Annotated in this window: 20 protein-coding genes; all 20 read left to right on the top strand. The window is 51.3% G+C overall.

The window, feature by feature from the left end:
• Nucleotides 1-2 precede the first annotated feature (2 nt).
• The 20 genes from ACI1P2_RS04700 to ACI1P2_RS04605 all read left to right on the top strand — a co-directional run bounded on the left by ACI1P2_RS04700 (nucleotide 3) and on the right by ACI1P2_RS04605 (nucleotide 18,981).
• A complete protein-coding gene (locus ACI1P2_RS04700) occupies nucleotides 3-944 on the top strand; it encodes a MotE family protein (RefSeq protein WP_355317308.1) in 942 nt (313 codons plus the stop codon).
• Nucleotides 945-987: 43 nt separating this feature from the next.
• Nucleotides 988-2,286 (top strand): flagellar hook-length control protein FliK, encoded by a 1,299-nt coding sequence (locus ACI1P2_RS04695; RefSeq protein ID WP_355317306.1) that lies wholly within the window; start codon nucleotides 988-990, stop codon nucleotides 2,284-2,286.
• A gap of 19 nt (nucleotides 2,287-2,305) precedes the next feature.
• A complete protein-coding gene (locus ACI1P2_RS04690; RefSeq protein ID WP_355317304.1) occupies nucleotides 2,306-2,857 on the top strand; it encodes a flagellar hook capping FlgD N-terminal domain-containing protein in 552 nt (183 codons plus the stop codon).
• The gene (locus tag ACI1P2_RS04685) at nucleotides 2,854-3,231 is read left to right on the top strand and encodes a TIGR02530 family flagellar biosynthesis protein (RefSeq protein WP_355317302.1); all 378 of its coding nucleotides are present in this window, start codon (nucleotides 2,854-2,856) and stop codon (nucleotides 3,229-3,231) included. Before ACI1P2_RS04690 ends, ACI1P2_RS04685 begins: the two co-directional genes overlap by 4 nt.
• A gap of 92 nt (nucleotides 3,232-3,323) precedes the next feature.
• Nucleotides 3,324-4,148, top strand: coding sequence for a flagellar hook-basal body complex protein (locus tag ACI1P2_RS04680; RefSeq protein WP_355317300.1), 825 nt, complete (start codon nucleotides 3,324-3,326; stop codon nucleotides 4,146-4,148).
• A gap of 57 nt (nucleotides 4,149-4,205) precedes the next feature.
• Nucleotides 4,206-4,430, top strand: coding sequence for a flagellar FlbD family protein (locus ACI1P2_RS04675; RefSeq protein ID WP_355317299.1), 225 nt, complete (start codon nucleotides 4,206-4,208; stop codon nucleotides 4,428-4,430).
• Nucleotides 4,427-4,891 (top strand): flagellar basal body-associated FliL family protein, encoded by a 465-nt coding sequence (locus ACI1P2_RS04670; RefSeq protein WP_355317297.1) that lies wholly within the window; start codon nucleotides 4,427-4,429, stop codon nucleotides 4,889-4,891. Before ACI1P2_RS04675 ends, ACI1P2_RS04670 begins: the two co-directional genes overlap by 4 nt.
• Nucleotides 4,892-4,927: 36 nt before the next feature.
• Entirely contained in the window at nucleotides 4,928-5,926 is a 999-nt protein-coding gene (fliM, locus tag ACI1P2_RS04665; protein ID WP_355317295.1) for a flagellar motor switch protein FliM, read from the top strand.
• Nucleotides 5,916-7,166, top strand: coding sequence for a flagellar motor switch phosphatase FliY (gene fliY / locus ACI1P2_RS04660; RefSeq protein WP_355317293.1), 1,251 nt, complete (start codon nucleotides 5,916-5,918; stop codon nucleotides 7,164-7,166). The genes fliM and fliY overlap by 11 nt, the downstream gene beginning before the upstream one ends.
• A gap of 27 nt (nucleotides 7,167-7,193) precedes the next feature.
• A complete protein-coding gene (locus tag ACI1P2_RS04655) occupies nucleotides 7,194-7,559 on the top strand; it encodes a response regulator (RefSeq protein ID WP_355317291.1) in 366 nt (121 codons plus the stop codon).
• A 37-nt stretch (nucleotides 7,560-7,596) separates the two neighbouring features.
• Entirely contained in the window at nucleotides 7,597-8,118 is a 522-nt protein-coding gene (locus ACI1P2_RS04650; protein WP_408976132.1) for a flagellar biosynthetic protein FliO, read from the top strand.
• Nucleotides 8,115-8,873, top strand: coding sequence for a flagellar type III secretion system pore protein FliP (gene fliP, locus ACI1P2_RS04645; protein ID WP_355317287.1), 759 nt, complete (start codon nucleotides 8,115-8,117; stop codon nucleotides 8,871-8,873). The genes ACI1P2_RS04650 and fliP overlap by 4 nt, the downstream gene beginning before the upstream one ends.
• A gap of 38 nt (nucleotides 8,874-8,911) precedes the next feature.
• Nucleotides 8,912-9,181 carry a flagellar biosynthesis protein FliQ gene (gene fliQ, locus ACI1P2_RS04640; RefSeq protein WP_355317285.1) on the top strand — a complete coding sequence of 90 codons (270 nt, stop codon included), beginning with the start codon at nucleotides 8,912-8,914 and terminating at the stop codon, nucleotides 9,179-9,181.
• 10 nt (nucleotides 9,182-9,191) lie between these two features.
• Nucleotides 9,192-9,983, top strand: a complete 792-nt coding sequence (gene fliR, locus ACI1P2_RS04635; protein WP_355317283.1) for a flagellar biosynthetic protein FliR — start codon at nucleotides 9,192-9,194, stop codon at nucleotides 9,981-9,983.
• A gap of 20 nt (nucleotides 9,984-10,003) precedes the next feature.
• Nucleotides 10,004-11,086 carry a flagellar biosynthesis protein FlhB gene (gene flhB / locus ACI1P2_RS04630; RefSeq protein ID WP_355317465.1) on the top strand — a complete coding sequence of 361 codons (1,083 nt, stop codon included), beginning with the start codon at nucleotides 10,004-10,006 and terminating at the stop codon, nucleotides 11,084-11,086.
• Between the two features lie 23 nt (nucleotides 11,087-11,109).
• Entirely contained in the window at nucleotides 11,110-13,143 is a 2,034-nt protein-coding gene (flhA, locus tag ACI1P2_RS04625) for a flagellar biosynthesis protein FlhA (protein ID WP_355317281.1), read from the top strand.
• Nucleotides 13,140-14,507: a flagellar biosynthesis protein FlhF gene (flhF, locus tag ACI1P2_RS04620; RefSeq protein WP_355317280.1), complete on the top strand. Its 1,368-nt coding sequence runs from the start codon at nucleotides 13,140-13,142 to the stop codon at nucleotides 14,505-14,507. Before flhA ends, flhF begins: the two co-directional genes overlap by 4 nt.
• Nucleotides 14,504-15,391: a MinD/ParA family protein gene (locus tag ACI1P2_RS04615; RefSeq protein WP_355317278.1), complete on the top strand. Its 888-nt coding sequence runs from the start codon at nucleotides 14,504-14,506 to the stop codon at nucleotides 15,389-15,391. The genes flhF and ACI1P2_RS04615 overlap by 4 nt, the downstream gene beginning before the upstream one ends.
• 32 nt (nucleotides 15,392-15,423) lie before the next feature.
• Nucleotides 15,424-16,857, top strand: coding sequence for a protein-glutamate methylesterase/protein-glutamine glutaminase (locus tag ACI1P2_RS04610; RefSeq protein WP_355317276.1), 1,434 nt, complete (start codon nucleotides 15,424-15,426; stop codon nucleotides 16,855-16,857).
• 33 nt (nucleotides 16,858-16,890) lie between these two features.
• The gene (locus ACI1P2_RS04605) at nucleotides 16,891-18,981 is read left to right on the top strand and encodes a chemotaxis protein CheA (RefSeq protein ID WP_355317275.1); all 2,091 of its coding nucleotides are present in this window, start codon (nucleotides 16,891-16,893) and stop codon (nucleotides 18,979-18,981) included.
• Nucleotides 18,982-18,996 lie beyond the last annotated feature (15 nt).

Genomic DNA, 18,996 nt, shown 5'->3' with positions numbered 1-18,996 from the left:
AAATGCCACAAAATGAAATGGAGCTCGAAAAGGAATCGCCAAGCGGGGTTGAACGATTGTTATTCTTTCTGATTCCGATCGTTTTTACCATTGTGCTTGTCGTCGTTCTGCTTACATTGTTTAATACAGACTTTAAGAATGGTCTGCTAAAGACAGCCGATAAAATTCCGCTGGTAAAGAATTGGGTTCCCGCTCCCGATCTGACGCCTGAAGAGCAAAAGGCTGCGGACAAGAAAGCTCAAGCCGAAAGCTCCGGGGCCACAATTGAAAAGCTGAAAAGTGAATTGTCCCGCCAGGAGGCGGAATTGAAGCAAACCGCCGCAGCGAAAGCCGAGCAGGACAAGAAGGTTCAGGAGCTTGAGGCACAGCTTCAGAATACAAAAGCTGAGCAGGAAGCGGCAGCCGCCGCTGCGGCCGCTGCGAATTCCGGTACGGATCAGGATCCGTATTTGAAACAGATCAAGAACCTGTCCTCGATGTATGAGACGATGAGCCCGAGCAAGGCTGCTCCCATTTTGTCGAATCTGACCAATCCGGAGATCGTGCAGCTGCTTACATATATGGCACCGGAGAACCAGTCGAAAATTCTCGCCAAAATGGACCCGCAGAAGGCTGCTGAAATCACGATGGACTTGAAGAATGCAACCAATTCCAGCGATCTGAAGGTAGCTGCGCTTCAGGCCCGGCTGCAAAAGGATGAGCAGTCCGCGCCGGCAGCTGCAGGGGCCATCGATGACAAAGCGCTCGGCAGCACCTTTGCATCCATGAATCCGGCAGAAGGGGCCAAGCTCATATTGGAGACTTACAAGATCAGTCCGGAAAAAGCGTTAAATATTTTGCGTACGGTGGATGACGCTACCCGTTCCAGCCTGCTGGGAGAGATGTCGAAGAGCAATTCGGCACAGACGGCCAAAATTTTGAACAAGCTGCTGGCCAGCAATTGATGTCTTACGCGTTCATTGAGGTCTGGAAAGGGGGTGAAAACAAATGTCTACGATACCAATTAGTTCGAGTGCTCCTCCTGCGGCTCAGACTGGGGCAACAGCAGGCTCATCATCAGCTTCTTCGGCTCAAGGGAACCCGGGATTTAACCAGGCCCTTGTGCAGGTCATGGGAGCAGAGCAAAATGCAGCTGTGGCGCCAGATCTTGCGATTTCGCCCCTTCAGATGCTGGCAGGTAACGGCGGAGGGCTTGAAGAAGGAGCAGGAAAAGAACTGCTTGACATTCTGCCTGACCTGATCCAAGACCCTGATCAACTGGATGATCTGTTGGAAAGCAATCCGGAGCTCTTATCTGCTCTTCAGGCATGGTTGGCCGAGGTGCAGCAATTTCTGAACGGAACCAAGGGTAGTTCAGATGGGAGCTCTGACATCGGCACCACGGCTGGTCTGGCCGAGAACCCGGCAACCATTCGTTTTGCCCTGCAGGACAGCTTGGCTCAGCTATTGGATGCTTCAGCTGCGGATAAGGATAAAGCACAGGTAACGAAGCTTTTGCAGTCCTTGCAGTCGGTTATTGATCCAACGCAAACGTCCAAGAATGGAGCAGCACAATCGCTGGCAGCAGATGCATCCGATTCTGTACCTTTGTTCCAACAGAAGATTCAGCAAGCCGGGCAGCAGACGGGACAAAGCGGCGACGGAGGCAATGGCAATGCCCAAGCCGGGCAGGCGAATGACGCAGCAGTTTCAGGACCGGCCGATACGGCTTCCGATAATTTCCCGGTAAACACCGTAACTACTGCCGGACAATTGACACTGCAAAATAACGGTACAGCGCCAGCATTACATGAGAGACCTGTGGTGCATATGAGGCACTTTGCCAAGGAAATGACGGAATTCGTCGTGCAAAAGCTGGATATTATCAAGCAAAACGGAATGTCCGAAGCGACCATCATGCTGCGTCCGGAGCATTTGGGCCAGCTTGAAGTCAAACTGAGCATGTCGAACGGTCAGCTTGTCGCCCAGTTTATGACAGAGCATGGCGGGGCAAAGGATCTGCTTGAACAGCAGATGTCTCATCTGCGTGCCAGCTTACATAACCAGGGCATCCAGGTAAACAAGGTCGAAGTTACCCACAATGAGTCCTTGTCCTCCCATTTATATCAGCAGGGCCAGGGATCCGGAGCCAATCAGCAGCAGCAGGAGCGTCGTTCCAGAACACGCGGTAAAGAAGATAACGAGGATGCCTTGAAAGCGGCGGAAATGGCGGAAGAGCTTCGTACCTGGACGAAGGAACAGCGTCTGGACGGTATAGGCCAAAGCTCGTTTACCGCACAGGCATAAAAATGGGGGTGAACAACGAATGGCAGCGGACAGCATAGCATCAACTCCGAATGTTTGGCCGAACTACGCCGAGCAAAACGTGAATAGGGCTGCAAGCAAAACAAAAAGCGACAGTACCGGCACAAGCTCGCTTGGCAAAGACGAATTTCTGAAGCTGCTGATTACCCAGCTGCAAAACCAGGACCCGATGCAGCCGATGGAGGATAAGGAGTTTATTGCACAGATGGCGCAATTCACATCCGTGGAACAGCTGACGAATATTTCCTCCCAGCTGACGGCGATGAGTGAGTCGCTCAGTGCATCTTCCGCCATGATCGGCAAGGAAATTACCTGGATCAGTGAAGGCAAGACGGATCCCATCACTGGCGAAAAGCCGGAAGGCACTGTACAAAGCGGAATTGTTGATTCCATTGTAATACGGGATGGAAAACAGTATGCGACTGTAGGGAAAGAGGAAATTGCCCTGACGGATATTACCTCTATTAAAAACCCTGCAGGAGAAGAACCGGAAGAATCAACACCGGAGGAGCCGACAGGTGAACCCGAAGCGGAAAGCAGTGTAACGCCATGAACGAATCCATGATCGTTGGGCGTTTATTCCCTGCCAAAGTGCCGCCGGGTGCAGTCCCAAAAAATAGCAGCGCTCCTGTGCTCAACGAGGGCAAATCGTTCAAGCAGATGCTGCAGGAGCAAGTACTGACGCTAAGCAACCATGCAGCCAAACGTCTTGAACAGCGAGGCATTGAGCTGGGCTCCGAGCAAATGGCCAAGATTAATTCCGCTGTGGATAAAGCGGCCGCCAAAGGGGCCAAGGAATCGTTGATCCTGATGCAGGATATGGCTCTGATCGTCAACATCAAAAATCGTACTGTAGTCACTGCCATGGACAAGCAATCCATGAAGGATAATGTGTTCACCCAAATCGACAGCGCCGTCATTATTTAACCGGCTGGCCCGACAGGAAGCCGGAAGCCCAACCGCGGATCGACGGAAGCGGTTGTCAGTCAACACCACCTATTTAGGAGGAATTCATACTCATGTTAAGATCCTTATACTCTGGTGTCTCCGGCATGAAAGGTTTTCAGACCAAACTGGATGTCATCGGCAACAACATCGCCAACGTGAATACAACAGGTTTTAAATCAAGCCGGGTTATGTTTAAGGATATGTTAAGCCAGACATCTGCTGGAGCGAGTGCCCCTACTGACGAAGGCACGGGCGGAATCAATCCCAAACAGGTTGGTCTCGGTGTACAGGTAAGCTCTATCGACACGCTGCATTTGCCCGGCAGTGCGCAGACGACCAACAACCCGACCGACCTGCGTATTAACGGCGACGGATTTTTTCTCATTAAAATGACAACAGAACAGGACCAACCATACCTGACGCGTGCAGGTGATTTCCATATCGACGCTAACCGCAACCTGGTTACTTCGGATGGCATGTATGTGTGTGATGACGGGGGAGGAGCACCGATCACTCTTGGGGATACTACGGTAGCTTTCTCGATCTCGCAGGATGGCTCAATTGTAGAAACGCTGGATGACGGAACAATTGAGACAAACGCAAGAATAGGCGTGGCGACCGTTCCCAATACAGAAGGTCTTGAGAAAATTGGCGGAAGCCTGTACCGGCTTACTGTTAACGCTATTGAAGGTGGAGTAATCGAGGATTATTATGGCGGCAATGACGCCGAGGGCGGAACAGGTGCCATTATCTCCGGTCAGCTTGAAATGTCCAACGTTGAGCTTACAAATGAATTCACCGAAATGATTGTGGCCCAGCGCGGATTCCAAGCGAACTCCCGGATCATCACAACCGGTGACAGCATTCTTGAAGAAGTTGTAAATCTGAAACGTTAATTTTTTTGAATAACGGGGGAGCCAAGCTCCCCTGTCAATCAGGAGGTAGAAGCAGCGATGATTCCTGTAACGCGGCTTAACGGTTCACCGATGTGGCTGAATGCATTGTTGATAGAAACCGTGGAAGAAACGCCTGATACATATGTCACTCTGGTGACAGGGAAAAGGCTGATTGTGCTGGAGAAAGCGGCTGATGTCGTAGCCTTGATCAAGGATTACAGCCGTGAAATCGGCATGCATGCAGCCACCATAAAAGTGCAACAAACGGAGGAAGAGAAATGAAAAGAATGCTGCCATGGATGCTTACGACATTGCTGGGGATTACATTGATCGCATTAGTCGTTGTTTTATTCCTGCCACAGCTGACAGGCGGGGAATCATCGAAAGCTGCTGCTGAAGAGCGCCCCGCTCCGAAGCTCTCTGCTGATGAAATTGTTGAAGTGACTTCTGAAATTACAGAAATCCGCACCAATCTGGCGGATTCGGATTATGTCGTTAAAGTCAATTTTGCTTTCCAATTAAATAACAGCAAGGCCAAGGAATCATTTGAAAAAATCAAGGAAATCAGCATTAAACCGATTGTGATCCAAACCTTTGCAGACACCAAACCGGAGCAGCTCAAGACGGCCAAGGGGCGTGAGGAGTTCACGGACAGGCTGACGGCCCTGATCAATAAGACTCTCCCTGAAGGCCGACTGACCAGCATCAAATTCACTGATTTTATGTTGGCTCCATTACTTTAATTTTGCGGCCGGTGAACATGCAAGGGGGTGAAAATATTGGTGGATGTACTTTCACAGGGTGAAATTGACGCCTTGTTAGCTGCTCTCTCTTCAGGGGAGATGGATGCGGAGGAATTGAAGAAGGAAGAAACGGAGAAAAAAATCCGTTCCTATGATTTCAAACGGGCTGTCCGTTTTTCCAAGGATCATATCCGCAGCTTGACACGAATTCATGAAAATTTTGCGCGTTTTCTGACAACCTACTTTTCTGCACAGCTTAGAACATTTGTTCAAATCAGTGTCGTTCAGGTTGAACAGCTTCCTTATGACGAATTTATACGTTCCATTCCGAAAATGACGATACTGAACATCTTTGAAGCAGAGCCCCTGGAAGGCCGCATGGTGCTCGAGGTGCACCCGAACGTCGCCTTTGCGATGCTGGACCGCCTGCTGGGAGGCGTCGGGACGACTCCTTCCAAAATCAGTACGTTGACCGAGATTGAGACGACGATTATGGAGCGGATTTTCAGCAGGGCATTTCAAAGCTTGCAGGAAGCATGGAAAACGGTGCTTGATATAACACCAAGGCTTGAAGCAATGGAGACCAATCCCCAGTTTATGCAGATTGTGTCCCCTAACGAGACGATTGCCCTCATTTCGCTCAGCACTAAAATTGGCGATACCAGCGGCATGATCAACCTGTGTATTCCGCATGTTGTTGTGGAGCCTATCATGTCCAGGTTGTCCACGCATCAGTGGTTTACCTCGGAGAAAAAGTCCAGGGCGCCGGAGGAAGTGGATGCGCTCAAACAGCGGGTGAGCAAGGCAAAGCTGCCGATTGTAGCCGAATTGGGCGAGTCAAGTATATCTGTTTCCGAATTTTTGGGCCTTTCTGTCGGCGATGTGATTTCTCTGAATACATCTGTGAAAGATGGTCTGGCTATTAAGGTGGGAGACAAATTAAAATTTAAAGGAAGCCCTGGCGTGCTGAAGGAACGGGTTGCCGTCCAGATTGACGAAATCGTCAGCGAAGGAGTTGAAGAAATTGACGAGTAAGGATTATTTATCTCAGGAGGAAATTGACGCTCTCCTGAAACAGACCGAAATGGGGGCAGGGACATCCTCAGCCTCGGATCAAACGATTGACGATCTTCTCACTCCTTTGGAGCAGGACGCTCTTGGAGAAATCGGCAACATCACGTTCGGCAGTGCCGCTACGGCACTTTCAACACTGCTTGGCGTTAAGGTGGACATTACCACACCAAAAGTGTCCATTATTACACGTTCTGAATTTGAATCGACATTTCCCAAGCCGCATGTGGCTGTACATGTCAATTATGTTGACGGCTTCGAAGGCATCAACTCGCTGGTTATCAAAAAGCGCGACGCGCAGGTCATTGCTGACCTGATGCTGGGCGGGGAAGGAAATCCGGCGGATGAAGAGCTGAATGAAATTCATATCAGCGCCGTTCAGGAAGCCATGAATCAGATGATGGGCTCCTCGGCCACCTCCATGTCGACCATATTTAACCGGTTTGTCAACATATCGCCGCCGGGCATCGACATTCTCGATCCTACCCATGGAGATGGGGTGTCAAGCTTGCCGGTAGATGCAGTTCTCGTGACGGTATCCTTTCGGCTATTGATCGGTGATCTGATAGACTCCACCATCATGCAGCTGCTGCCTGTGCCTTTTGCCAAGGAGATGGTTCATACGCTGATCAGCGGCGGTGACGAGCCTGCTCCCGCACCAGCGTCTGCATCAACACCGCAGCAGAGCGTGACGCCAGAGCCTCCTGCACCGTCGGTTCAACCGCAGCCGCAGCAGCCTCCACAAGCTGCTCCGCAGTATGCTCAGCAGCCGATGGCGCCGCAGGATATGGGCTATATGCAGCCTCCGATGCAAGGGGGAATGCCGGCACAGCAAATGCCATACGGAGCACCTCAGCATTACGGTTCTGCTCCAGGGCGGAATGTAAATGTGCAGCCCATTCAATTCGCGAATTTGCAGTCCGGCGGCTACGCTCAGGTGGATGAAAACAATCTGGGTCTGTTGATGGACATCCCGCTGAAGGTGACTGTAGAGCTGGGAAGAACCCAGAAGCAGATCAGGGATATTCTGGAGATGTCTCAGGGCTCGATTATCGAGCTGGACAAGCTTGCCGGCGAGCCTGTAGATATACTGGTGAACAATAAGCTGATCGCAAAAGGCGAAGTCGTCGTTATCGATGAAAACTTCGGTGTGCGCGTAACGGATATTGTGAGCCAATGGGACCGGATTCAAAAAATACAATAAGCATATTTTAGGGAGGATTTATTTTACATGGCTAACCGAATTTTGATCGTTGACGACGCAGCATTTATGAGAATGATGATCCGTGACATCCTGACGAAAAATGGTTACGAGGTTGTTGGGGAAGCTCAGGATGGCGCGCAGGCTATCGAGAAATTCAAGGAGCTTCGTCCGGACCTGATTACGATGGATATCACCATGCCGGAAATGGACGGCATTGCCGCCTTGAAGGAAATCAAGAAAATTGACGCCAACGCCAAGGTCATTATGTGCTCCGCGATGGGCCAGCAGGCTATGGTTATCGATGCCATTCAAGCAGGGGCCAAGGACTTCATTGTGAAGCCGTTCCAGTCTGACCGCGTCATTGAAGCGATCAGCAAGACTTTGGGAGCTTAAGATTACAGCGATGAATGCAGGACAGGAGGGTACGGTAATGAATGGCGGCGGAGGAATTGAAGGCTTCAGTGCTTGGAACGCGGTAACGGTTTTCATTGCGCTTGCCTTCATTATTGTATTGATTCTCTACCTGATTCGCTTTCTGGGCAAAAAGAATCAGAGCTGGTTCGGCAGCAGGTCCATCCGGGTTCTGGGAGGCGTGGGCCTTGCTCCGAACAAATCTCTGCAGCTGGTTGAGATCGGCAGCAGCATTTATCTGGTTGGTGTAGGGGAAGAAATTCGTCTGATCGACAAAGTATCTGATCCGGAGGAAGTGGAGCGAATTGTGGCCGCCCTTGAGCAAGAGTCGACTCTGCAGCGCGGTCCACTTGCCCCGCTCATCGCCAAGCTGGGTGACAAGCTGCGCAAGAAGAGCCATGAGCCCCCGGAAGAGTTGGGTGACGACATCACATTTCATGAGCTGTTCGAGTCCAAGCTTCGGCAGATGCCGAGCCGTAAGGACAAGCTGGACAAGCTGCGGAATGAGGACAATAATACAGAACGGTCGGGAGATGCATGAGAAAAAAGATTATACTAGCCAGCTTGCTGTTTGTCTTGTTCAGCTTCCTGTCCGTGACAGCGGCCTCCGCCACTGCGCCGATACCGGACATCAACATTGACATCGGCAGCCAAGACAGCGGACAGCCCGGTACAACGTCGCTGTCCATTATTTTGCTTATTACCGTGATCAGCGTTGCTCCTGCACTGCTCATGCTGATGACGAGCTTTACCCGTATCGTGATTGTACTCGGGTTTGTAAGAACTTCGCTGGGTACTCAGCAAATGCCGCCAAATCAGGTGCTGGTGGGGCTTGCGCTGTTCCTGACCTTGTTTATCATGGCTCCCACATTTGCAGCGATGAACGAGACGGCACTTCAGCCTTATCTGAAGGGAGAGCTCTCCCAGTCCGAAGCGCTGGAAAAGGCGCAGGAGCCGATTAAAACCTTTATGTTCAAACACACACGAGAAAAAGATCTGCTTCTGTTTATGAAATATACGAAAATGGAAAAGCCGAGCAATTATCAGGAAATTCCTTTGACCGTTATGGTTCCGGCTTATGCGATCAGTGAATTGAAGACCGCTTTTCAGATGGGTTTTATGTTATTCATCCCTTTTCTCATTATTGACATCGTCGTATCAAGCACCCTGATGGCCATGGGGATGATGATGCTGCCACCGGTTATGATTTCGCTTCCCTTCAAAATACTGCTGTTTGTCCTTGTGGACGGCTGGTATCTGGTTGTGAAATCACTGCTGCTCAGCTTCAATACATGACAGTTTATGGATTGTGATTTACTCCGGGGAGGACGGCCATGACATCAGAATTTATTATCTCGCTGGCAGGTCAAGCCGTTTATACGGTGCTTGTCGTGAGTGCGCCCATGCTTATTCTGGGACTGGTTGTGGGGCTGATTATCAGCATATTTCAGGCAACAACCCAAATACAGGAACAGACTTTGGCCTTCGTACCTAAAATCGTGGCGGTTCTGCTTGCTCTGCTGCTGTTTGGTCCTTGGATCCTGCAAACCATGGTCGATTTTACCTACAACATCCTGGATAATTTGTATCGATATATAGGATAGGTCGGACGGAATGGAGATTATACTGCAGAGTTTTCCTGTTTTTTTGCTGATCTTTTGTCGAATTACATCGTTTTTTGTGGTTGTACCGGTCTTTTCCACCCGCGGGGTTCCCGTGCAGTTCAGGGTCGGCATAGCAGCGGTACTGTCCATATTGGTGTACTTAACTTTCGGAATCAAGGAGCAAGTGCCGGCTGATTTAAGCTACGCGCTCCTCGTTATACGTGAGATTATGATTGGCCTGCTGCTCGGTTTCGTCGCTTATCTGATGTTTATGGCGATTCAGACGGCCGGTTCATTTATAGACATACAAATCGGACTTGGTATCGCCAGCGTTTTTGATCCGATGACAGGCGCTTCCGTACCGATTACGGGCAATTTCAAATATACCATCGCACTTCTGTTCTTTCTCAGCATGAACGGCCATCATTACCTGCTGGATGCCATTATGTACAGCTATAACTGGGTTCCTTTGGATAATGATTTCTTTCTCAGATTGTATGGGGGGAGCATTTCAGATTTTTTAATTAAAACATTCAGCCAATCTTTTTTGCTGGCGTTCCAAATGGCTGCTCCTATTGTGGTGGCCACCTTTCTGACAGACGTCGGACTTGGTTTTCTGGCCAAAACTGCGCCGCAGTTCAACATTTTTGTGATCGGGGTACCGGTCAAGCTGATTGTCGGTCTGATTTTGCTGTTTTTGTTAATGCCGGCTCTCGCTGTTTCCTTTGAGCGTTTGTTTAATGTGATGTTTGAGGCGATGCGCACGCTGCTGGACGTTGTGGGCAGCCGCCCGAATGGCTGATTTGGAGGTGCCTGTGAGTGCTGAAATATTCCCTTGATCTGCAGCTTTTTGCCGGGGAAAAGACAGAAAAAGCTACACCCAAGAAGAAGCAGGAAGCCCGGCAAAAAGGCCAGGTGGCCAAAAGCCAGGAAATATCGACTTCCGCGGTGCTGCTGATTTCTGTGCTGAGCCTGATGATGTTTGGCACCTATTTTAAAGACAGTACGGTCCGGTTGTTTACGGATATTTTTACGAACAGGCTAACGATGGAGGTCACGCCGGAAAATGTGATCACGATGTTTGGCCAGTATGGGATTCAGATTCTGTTAATATTGGCCCCCATCTTTGTGTCCGCTTTTTTGATTGCCATTCTAGCAAACTATTTGCAGGTTGGTTTTCTGCTGACAGGTGAAGGTCTGGCTCCCAAATTCAGCAAGCTTAACCCGATCAAAGGCTTGAAAAATATATTTTCATTGCGTTCGGCCGTGGAGTTTCTGAAATCAATTTTGAAAATGACCATTATCGGCCTTCTTGTGTACAGTGTCATCTGGGGTACGAGAGGCGATATGTCCAAAATGTCCGAGCTGACAGGTGACCAGATCCTATCCTATGCCGCCGGCCTCACCATGGAACTTGGCATCAAAATTGGTGTCTGCCTGTTTGTGCTTGCTGTTTTGGATTATATGTATCAGAGATATGAGCACGAAAAAAGCTTGCGGATGTCCAAGCAGGACATCAAGGATGAGTATAAAAAAATGGAAGGCGATCCGCTGATTAAAGGGAAGATTCGCGAACGCCAGCGGCGTATGGCGATGCAGCGCATGATGCAGGAGATTCCCAAAGCGGACGTTATCGTCACCAACCCTACGCATTATGCGGTAGCTCTCAAGTATGACGGCTCCGAGATGGAGGCCCCGCAAATTATTGCGAAAGGTCAGGATTATCTGGCGCTGCGCATCAAGGAGATTGCCAGGGAGCATGGCGTAGTAACGATGGAAAATAAGCCGCTGGCACGCGCGCTCTATGCAAGGACGGAAATCGGGGATACGATCCCCGGCGACCTGTTCCAGGCGGTCGCTGAAGTGCTGGCGTATGTATATAAATTAAAAGGCAAGACGAAATAGCGGGATCGGAGGGCAAGAGACCATTGAAAACAAAAGATATAGCTGTCCTTGGAGGCGTTATCGGCATCGTGCTGATGATGATACTTCCGATTCCTGCATGGCTGCTTGACATACTGCTTGTTATTAATATTGCGCTCGCGCTTATGATACTGCTGGTGGCCATGAATACGAAGGAAGCGCTGGAATTTTCCATTTTCCCGGCCTTGCTGTTGATTACGACGCTGTTCCGCCTGGCGCTGAACGTGTCCACGACCAAGCTTATTTTGGGGACCGGGCATGCAGGGGAAGTGGTCGCCACCTTCGGAAGCTGGATCGCCGGCGGTCAAATTGCCGTCGGATTCGTCGTGTTTCTGATCCTGGTCGTCGTGCAGTTCATTGTCATTACCAAAGGCTCGGAACGTGTTGCCGAGGTAGGTGCACGTTTTACGCTCGACGCCATGCCAGGGAAACAGATGAGCATCGACGCGGATTTGAACGCGGGTCTCATCAATGAGCAGCAGGCGCGTGAGCGGCGCGGCAAAATTGAACGGGAAGCCGATTTTTACGGGGCGATGGACGGTGCCAGTAAATTCGTTAAAGGTGATGCTATTGCAAGCATCATTATTCTGATCATCAATCTGGTCGGCGGTTTTATTATCGGCATGGCTGTCATGGGGCTGGGCTTTCAGGAAGCCCTGTCCACCTTCTCCGTATTGACGATCGGTGACGGGCTGGTCAGTCAGATTCCGGCGCTGCTCATCTCGACGGCGGCGGGTCTGATCGTTACCCGTGCTTCGTCCGAAGGCAATCTGGCCGAGGACCTGTCCAGCCAGCTGTTTTTATTTCCCAAGCTGATCTATATTGTGGCGGTTACTGTGGCGCTGCTCGGATTCTTCACTCCGATTCATGTGATTACGACGCTGCCGCTTGCGCTGCTGCTGTTTTTTGTTGCACATAAAATGCAGCAGAATATTGCGCGTAAATCGATCGAGGTCGAACAAATGGAAGAAGAGCAGCAGATTGAAGAAGTCCGCAGTCCGGAGAGTGTCATTAACCTTCTGCAGGTAGACCCGATTGAATTCGAGTTCGGCTACGGTTTGATTCCGCTCGCGGATACCCAGCAGGGGGGAGACCTGCTGGACAGGATCATTATGATCCGCCGGCAGTGCGCTCTGGAGCTGGGCCTGGTTGTACCGGTTATCCGGATACGCGACAATATCCAGCTTAAGCCCAATGAGTATATCATCAAGATTAAAGGCAACAACGTTGGCAGCGGTGAGCTGCTGCTGAATCACTACCTGGCGATGAGTCCCGGCTATGATGATGACGCTGTATCGGGCATCGAAACGACAGAGCCGGCTTTCGGGCTTCCTGCTTTATGGATCGATGAGTCAACGAAGGATATTGCAGAGCTGTCGGGTTACACAGTGGTCGATCCTCCATCCGTTGTAGCCACCCATTTGACGGAAACGATCAAGAAGCATGCCCATGAGCTGCTGGGCAGACAGGAGACAAGGGCGCTGATTGATAACTTGAAGGAGAATTATCCGGCATTGGTGGACGAGCTGATTCCTTCCGTGCTTGGCGTGGGAGATGTGCAAAAGGTGCTGGCCAAGCTGCTTCGTGAAAAAATATCGATCCGGGATATGGTTACAATCTTTGAAACGCTGGCCGATTACGGCACCTATACGAAAGATCCGGACGTGCTTACCGAATATGTAAGACAGGCGCTTTCGCGCCAGATCACTCAGCAGTACTCCCAGAAGGGAGATACGCTGAAGGTCATTACGGTCGGTCCCGCCCTTGAGAAAAAAATTGCGGAAAGCGTGCAGCAGACCGAGCAGGGCAGCTATTTGGCGCTCGATCCGGTTTCCACTCAGACTGTATATCAAAAGCTCACTGAACAGATAAACCGGCTGATCCAATCAGGCCAGCAGCCGATTGTCCTGGCATCACCGACGATTCGCATGTATTTGCGCCAGGTCATCGAAAGGACGATGCAGGATATTCCTGTTTTATCCTACAGTGAGCTTGAACCGAACGTTGAAATTCAAAGTGTCGGGGTGGTGAACTTATGAGAGTGAAACGATACCTAGTCGAAACGATGCCTGAAGCGATGCAGCAAATCAGGGGTGACCTCGGCAATGATGCTGTCATTCTCAGTACGAAAGAACTGAAGGTTGGCGGTTTTTTGGGGCTGTTTTCCAAAAAGAGAATCGAGGTCATTGCCGCGGTGGAAAAAGAGGCCGGTCAGTCCGGCCGAACATCTTCTTCCAACGCTGTCGCCCAAACGGCACAAAAGCTATCCCCTGCTTCGCAGGCGGCCATCGCCCGTGTAACAGCGCCCGACGCTTATAAAAGAACGGCGGCGCTGCTGAACAAGAGCAATGAAGGGGAAGACAAGCAGGAGCAGGCTGCGGCGCAGCCGCCGCGTGAGCCATCTGCCGCGCCGGAGAAGAACGTAGACATGAACATGCGCCGTGAAGCTGCTCCGCCCAATTTAACGGCCGCAGCATTGGCTGACGAGCATGTCAACGGAAGAGACAGCGGTAACCTGTCCCCTGTGGAACAAGATGCGCTGCTTGGAGAGATCCGTGAAATGAAGGCGATGATGAGCCGGATTTCGCGTTATGCGCAAGTGTCATCGTCTCTGCCCGAGCAAGCGCAGGCTCTGCATGAGCGGCTGCTGGATCAGGAGGTGGAGCAGGAGCTGGCAAACGAATGGCTGGAGCGGGTGCTGCAGCGTCAGGAGGAAAGCGATGCTTCACTAGAGGAATTCCCCTTCAAGACCGCTTTGGAGGAGGAAATCCAGCAGTTCCTCAGCGCCCGGTTTGGCGGAGGCATTTCCGCAAGCACCAAAATCGTGTACATTGCAGGCCCGACCGGGGTGGGCAAAACGACGACAATCGCCAAGCTGGCTGCCGAGCAGCTTTTCAAATTCCAGCGCAAGGTCGGCTTCATTACTTCCGATACGTACCGGATTTCGGCTGTGGATCAGCTGCGGACCTATGCCACGATTTTGAATGTTCCGCTGGAGGTGGTCCAATCTCCCGGGGATCTGCAGCGTGCTATGCACAGGCTTGAGCAGTGCGATCTCATCCTGATGGACACAGCCGGACGGAATTACAGAAACGAGCTGCTTGTGTCCGAGCTGCAGAGCCTGCTGGCGCCGATCGAGGAAAGCGAAACCTATCTTGTCTTGAGCCTGACCTCGAAATCAAGGGACATGCTTGAGATCACCGATCACTTCAACAAGTACGGACTGGATAAAGTGATTTTTACCAAAATGGACGAAACAGGCAGCATAGGCGCCATATTTAATGTTCTGCGGCATTATTCTTTGTCTTTGTCCTATATGACCAACGGGCAGAATGTTCCCGACGATCTGCTGATGCCCGGCAAAGACATGATTATTGGAATGCTGCTGGGGGACCGTGTATGAGCGACCAGGCCCATTCGCTGAGACAAATGGCTTCGCTGCATGAGAAAGGCCGTCCCCCAAAACGAAGCTCACAGGCCAAAATTGTTACGGTGTCCAGCGGTAAAGGCGGTGTGGGCAAGTCCAACTTTACGCTGAATTTTGCGCTTGCGCTGCAAAGCCTGGGCAAGCGGGTGCTGGTGTTTGATGCGGATATCGGCATGGCGAATATTGATGTTCTTATGGGTTCCTCCTCCAGATACAATCTCGCTCATGTGCTGAAACGGGAAAAGACGATGGCGGAGATTGTTCAGAGCGGAGCAGGTTCACTCCCCTATATTCCGGGGGGATCCGGAATCAGCGAGCTGTTTTCGCTGTCAGATCAGGATCTGGAATATTTTGCGGAGCAGGTGGAAGAGCTGGCGGCTGAGATGGATTATGTTTTTTTTGATACAGGTGCCGGCCTGTCCAAAGAGAATCTGAAATTCATCACCTCGGCTGACGAATGTCTGGTCATTACCACACCGGAGCCTACTTCCATTACAGATGCCTATGCGCTGATTAAGGTCGTGAACGGGGTGCAAAAGGAGACGGCATTTAAGATTATCGTCAACCGTGCCGATAACGATAATGAGGCCCTGCAGGTTGCTGATAAAATTTCGCTGGTTGCGCACCGCTTTCTCGGATTGAATATTCCGCTTCTGGGTTATATCCGTGATGACCAGCATGTTACGCAATCTGTCAAAAAGCAGGTTCCTTTTTCACTCGCTTATCCGGGCTGTCCGGCCTCCAAGGACATTTTACGTTTGGCGCACCGTTTTGCTTTAATGCCCGTCACGGCGGAAACTGGAACCTTAGCCGGAATCAAAGGATTTATGCAGAAATGGCTTCGGCGCCCATCGAAATGATTCTGAGATAAGGGAAACAGAGGTGTTGAAAATTGGCAATTTTTCGGGTGCTGGTCGTGGATGATTCTGCCTTTATGCGGAAAATAATCTCCGATTTGATAGTAAAGGACTCTTCTTTTGAAATTGCCGGTACCGCAGCTAATGGCAGGGAAGCCTTGGACAAGATCCGGGAGCTTAAGCCCGATTTGGTGACAATGGATGTAGAAATGCCTGAAATGAACGGCCTCGAGGCATTAAAAATCATTATGCAGGAGCATCCGCTGCCGGTGATCATGCTGTCAGGGATCAACGAGCAAGGAATGAAGGAGACGATTATGGCCCTGGAGGCGGGGGCGTTCGATTTTATCCGCAAACCATCCGTCTCCCATTCGCAGGATATTCAGCAGGTTGGGGCGTCTCTCCTTGAACAGATGAACGCCGCCATGCAGGCGGTAAAGCGGCGGGCTGACCGGGAGGAAGCGCTGAAAAAGGCTGTCCAGGAAAGAGCGGCCAAGGAGAAAGCTGTCAAGGAGGCCGCCAAAGCTCGCTCTGAGGAGGAAAGAAGCCAGTCGGAACAGCAGGCGATCGAGAAGAAGCCGTCTGTACGTCCGTCTGTTCCGCCAGCTTCACCGCCGGAGGCAGGTTCGCAGCTGCAAGGGACGACGGCCCTGGAACGCCCTGAAACGGCGTCTTTCACTACGGGCAGGAATATCCGAAAAGCTTCCATTTCGGACATGCCAGCACGGCAAACCGCCAAAGCGGCGGACAGCAAGAGACCGCAGCCCGAGGCTGCGAAGCCTGTGGCACAGAACAAGCCGGAGCAGCCAAAGAAGCTTGCCACTCCGCTTGCGCAGACAGGTCAGTCTTCCGCTGTGTCGGCTCAGGCCAAAAGTCCCGGCGGCGGCGGTGAACTGCGCCGGCTGGTAGCGGTCGGCTGCTCAACCGGCGGACCGAGGGCGCTCAAGACGCTGCTGGAAAGCCTTCCGGGTAATTTCCCGGCACCAATCGTGATTGTGCAGCATATGCCGCCGAACTTCACCCGTTCCCTGGCCCAGCGTTTGAATTCTCTCAGCAGGCTTAAGGTGGTGGAGGCGGAGCAGGGAATGATTCTGGAGAACGGAACGGCCTACATTGCTCCGGGTGGATACCAGATGAAAATTGCCGGAGGAAATGGCGGCAAATATACGATCTCCCTTACGTCCGAGGAGCCACGCAACGGTCACAGGCCTTCGGTGGACACCATGTTTGAATCCCTTGTTCCTTTTACTTCACTTGAGAGGCATCTTGTTCTGTTAACAGGGATGGGCAGCGACGGGGCCAGAATGATGAAGCTGCTGTATGACAAAGGCGTTCAATCCACATTTGCGGAAAATGAAGAAACCTGCGTCGTATACGGCATGCCCCGCTCTGCGGTGGAATTAAATTGTGTAAAGCATCTCCTGCCTCTGCAGGAAATCGGCCCCAAGTTAATACAAGTTGTGAAATAATCGGAGTGTAACTCATGGAGGAGGTGTCTCACAATGGACATGAATCAGTATTTAACCATGTTTATTGATGAGTCGAATGATCATCTGCAATCTCTTAACGAAAACATGCTTCAGCTTGAAAGCAATCCGACCGATCTCGGAATCGTCCAGGTGATTTTCCGCTCGGCACATACCCTGAAAGGGATGGCTGCAACGATGGGCTTTGAAGATCTGGCTTCGCTTACACATCAGATGGAGAATGTGCTTGATCTGGTGCGCAACGAAAAGCTGGCGATGCAGGAATTCATATTTGACACCTTGTTCAAAGGTCTGGACGCCCTGGAGTCGATGGTTCAGGATATCACTGCAGGCGGTGAAGGAAAAGCGGACGTCTCCTCTATTGTTGCTGCACTGCAATCCATTGTGAACGGTGATTTTCAGTCCTCGTCAGCCAAGCAGGAGGTTGCTCCGGCTTCGGCTTCCGTCAGCACGCTGGACAGTGCGGGACTTGTGCTGGACCAATTCCAGTATTCCGTCCTTGAGCAGTCCATCAAGGAAGGGCATCGCGTGCTGTACGTTCAAGTATCCATCAGCGAAGAGAGCCAGCTTAAAGCGGCGCGGGCCTTTATGGTATTCAATGTTCTGGAAAACGCCGGAGAAATCGTGAAAGCCAATCCTTCGGTGCAGGATATCGAACAGGAAAAATTCGACCGCAGCTTCTCGCTGTACTTCATCACACAGAAAGAAACGGAAGAGTTGAAGAAGGAAATTCTCGGCATCTCCGAAGTCGAGCTAGCGGAGCTTACCGAGCTGGATGAAGAGTCGCTGAAGCAGATGAGCGACGAAAGCATGGAAGCTGTGAAAGCCGCTTCTGCGGAAATGGCTGCAGCCGTTGCTGAAGCTGTACATACTCCTGCCGCGGATGCGGGCAAAAGCTCGCCTCAAGCTGCCAAGCCGGCGGCCAAAGCTCCGGTGAAAAATGCGGCGCCTGCGCCAAACCGGACGATCCGTGTCGACATTGAACGCCTGGATGTGCTGATGAATCTGTTCAGCGAACTGCTGATCGACCGGGTCCGGCTGGAGCAGCTCGCCAGTGAAGCTGGGAACTCGGCTCTGACGGAAACGGTTGAGCATATGAGCCGTGTCAGCGCAGACCTGCAAAATATCGTGCTGAAGCTGCGCATGGTTCCGGTAGACACGGTATTTAACCGTTTTCCGCGGATGGTGCGCGATTTGGCGAAATCTTTGGATAAAAAGCTGGATTTGATCATTACGGGGGCCGAAACAGAGCTGGACCGTACGGTAATCGACGAGATCGGCGACCCGCTTGTTCACCTGCTCCGCAACTCGGTTGACCATGGCATCGAATCGGTGGCAGACCGCATTGCCGCAGGCAAGCCGGAAACGGGAACCGTTCACCTGCGCGCCTTCCACAGCGGCAATAACGTGTTTATCGAGATCGAAGACAACGGAGCAGGCATCAACCGTGAGAAGGTGCTGCGGAACGCCATTAATAAAGGAATTCTGACCCAGGAGCAGGCAGCGGCCATGTCGGACGAGGAAGCCTACCAGATTCTGTTCGCGCCCGGCTTCAGCACAGCCGAGGTCATCTCCGATATTTCCGGCCGGGGCGTGGGGCTTGATGTGGTCAAATCGAAAATCACTTCCCTCGGCGGGAATGTAACGATTTTCTCCACCCCGGGTAAAGGAACGAACTTCTCTGTGCAGCTGCCGCTGACCCTGTCGATTATCGCGGCTATGATGGTGCAGATCGGTTCGGAGAAATATGCGATTCCGTTGTCTTCCATTGTTGAAACAGCCATTGTGAAGCGCGATAAAATCCGTACGGTGCACGGGAATAAAATGATTGCTTTCCGTGAAACCCACATTCCGCTCATTTCACTGAGTCAAATCTTTGAAGTGCCGGATTTCAACGAGAATGAGGAAGAGGAAACCGAGGTGGTGGTCATTCGCAAAGGGGAGAAGCTGGCGGCGGTTTCCGTGCAGGACTTTTTGGGGCAAAGCGAAATTGTCATCAAAAATATGGGAAAATATCTTCCGGCCATACCGGGCATTTCCGGTGCAACCATTCTCGGTGACGGGCAGGTTGCTTTGATTATCGATCCTAACGTCTTCATTAAATAAGGATGATTTTCCGAA

The sequence above is a fragment of the Paenibacillus jiangxiensis genome (genome assembly GCF_046098255.1).
Classification (GTDB): domain Bacteria; phylum Bacillota; class Bacilli; order Paenibacillales; family Paenibacillaceae; genus Paenibacillus; species Paenibacillus jiagnxiensis.
Note: the sequence above shows the minus strand (reverse complement) of the source record. Positions and strands in the feature narration are given on the sequence as shown.

What these genes read in the sequence shown, in the direction of transcription:
- ACI1P2_RS04700 (WP_355317308.1), top strand. Translation starts at nt 3, where the DNA reads ATGCCACAAAATGAAATGGAGCTCGAAAAGGAATCGCCAAGCGGGGTT.
- ACI1P2_RS04695 (WP_355317306.1), top strand. Translation starts at nt 988, where the DNA reads ATGTCTACGATACCAATTAGTTCGAGTGCTCCTCCTGCGGCTCAGACT.
- ACI1P2_RS04690 (WP_355317304.1), top strand. Translation starts at nt 2,306, where the DNA reads ATGGCAGCGGACAGCATAGCATCAACTCCGAATGTTTGGCCGAACTAC.
- ACI1P2_RS04685 (WP_355317302.1), top strand. Translation starts at nt 2,854, where the DNA reads ATGAACGAATCCATGATCGTTGGGCGTTTATTCCCTGCCAAAGTGCCG.
- ACI1P2_RS04680 (WP_355317300.1), top strand. Translation starts at nt 3,324, where the DNA reads ATGTTAAGATCCTTATACTCTGGTGTCTCCGGCATGAAAGGTTTTCAG.
- ACI1P2_RS04675 (WP_355317299.1), top strand. Translation starts at nt 4,206, where the DNA reads ATGATTCCTGTAACGCGGCTTAACGGTTCACCGATGTGGCTGAATGCA.
- ACI1P2_RS04670 (WP_355317297.1), top strand. Translation starts at nt 4,427, where the DNA reads ATGAAAAGAATGCTGCCATGGATGCTTACGACATTGCTGGGGATTACA.
- ACI1P2_RS04655 (WP_355317291.1), top strand. Translation starts at nt 7,194, where the DNA reads ATGGCTAACCGAATTTTGATCGTTGACGACGCAGCATTTATGAGAATG.
- ACI1P2_RS04650 (WP_408976132.1), top strand. Translation starts at nt 7,597, where the DNA reads ATGAATGGCGGCGGAGGAATTGAAGGCTTCAGTGCTTGGAACGCGGTA.
- fliP (WP_355317287.1), top strand. Translation starts at nt 8,115, where the DNA reads ATGAGAAAAAAGATTATACTAGCCAGCTTGCTGTTTGTCTTGTTCAGC.
- fliQ (WP_355317285.1), top strand. Translation starts at nt 8,912, where the DNA reads ATGACATCAGAATTTATTATCTCGCTGGCAGGTCAAGCCGTTTATACG.
- fliR (WP_355317283.1), top strand. Translation starts at nt 9,192, where the DNA reads ATGGAGATTATACTGCAGAGTTTTCCTGTTTTTTTGCTGATCTTTTGT.
- flhF (WP_355317280.1), top strand. Translation starts at nt 13,140, where the DNA reads ATGAGAGTGAAACGATACCTAGTCGAAACGATGCCTGAAGCGATGCAG.
- ACI1P2_RS04615 (WP_355317278.1), top strand. Translation starts at nt 14,504, where the DNA reads ATGAGCGACCAGGCCCATTCGCTGAGACAAATGGCTTCGCTGCATGAG.
- ACI1P2_RS04605 (WP_355317275.1), top strand. Translation starts at nt 16,891, where the DNA reads ATGGACATGAATCAGTATTTAACCATGTTTATTGATGAGTCGAATGAT.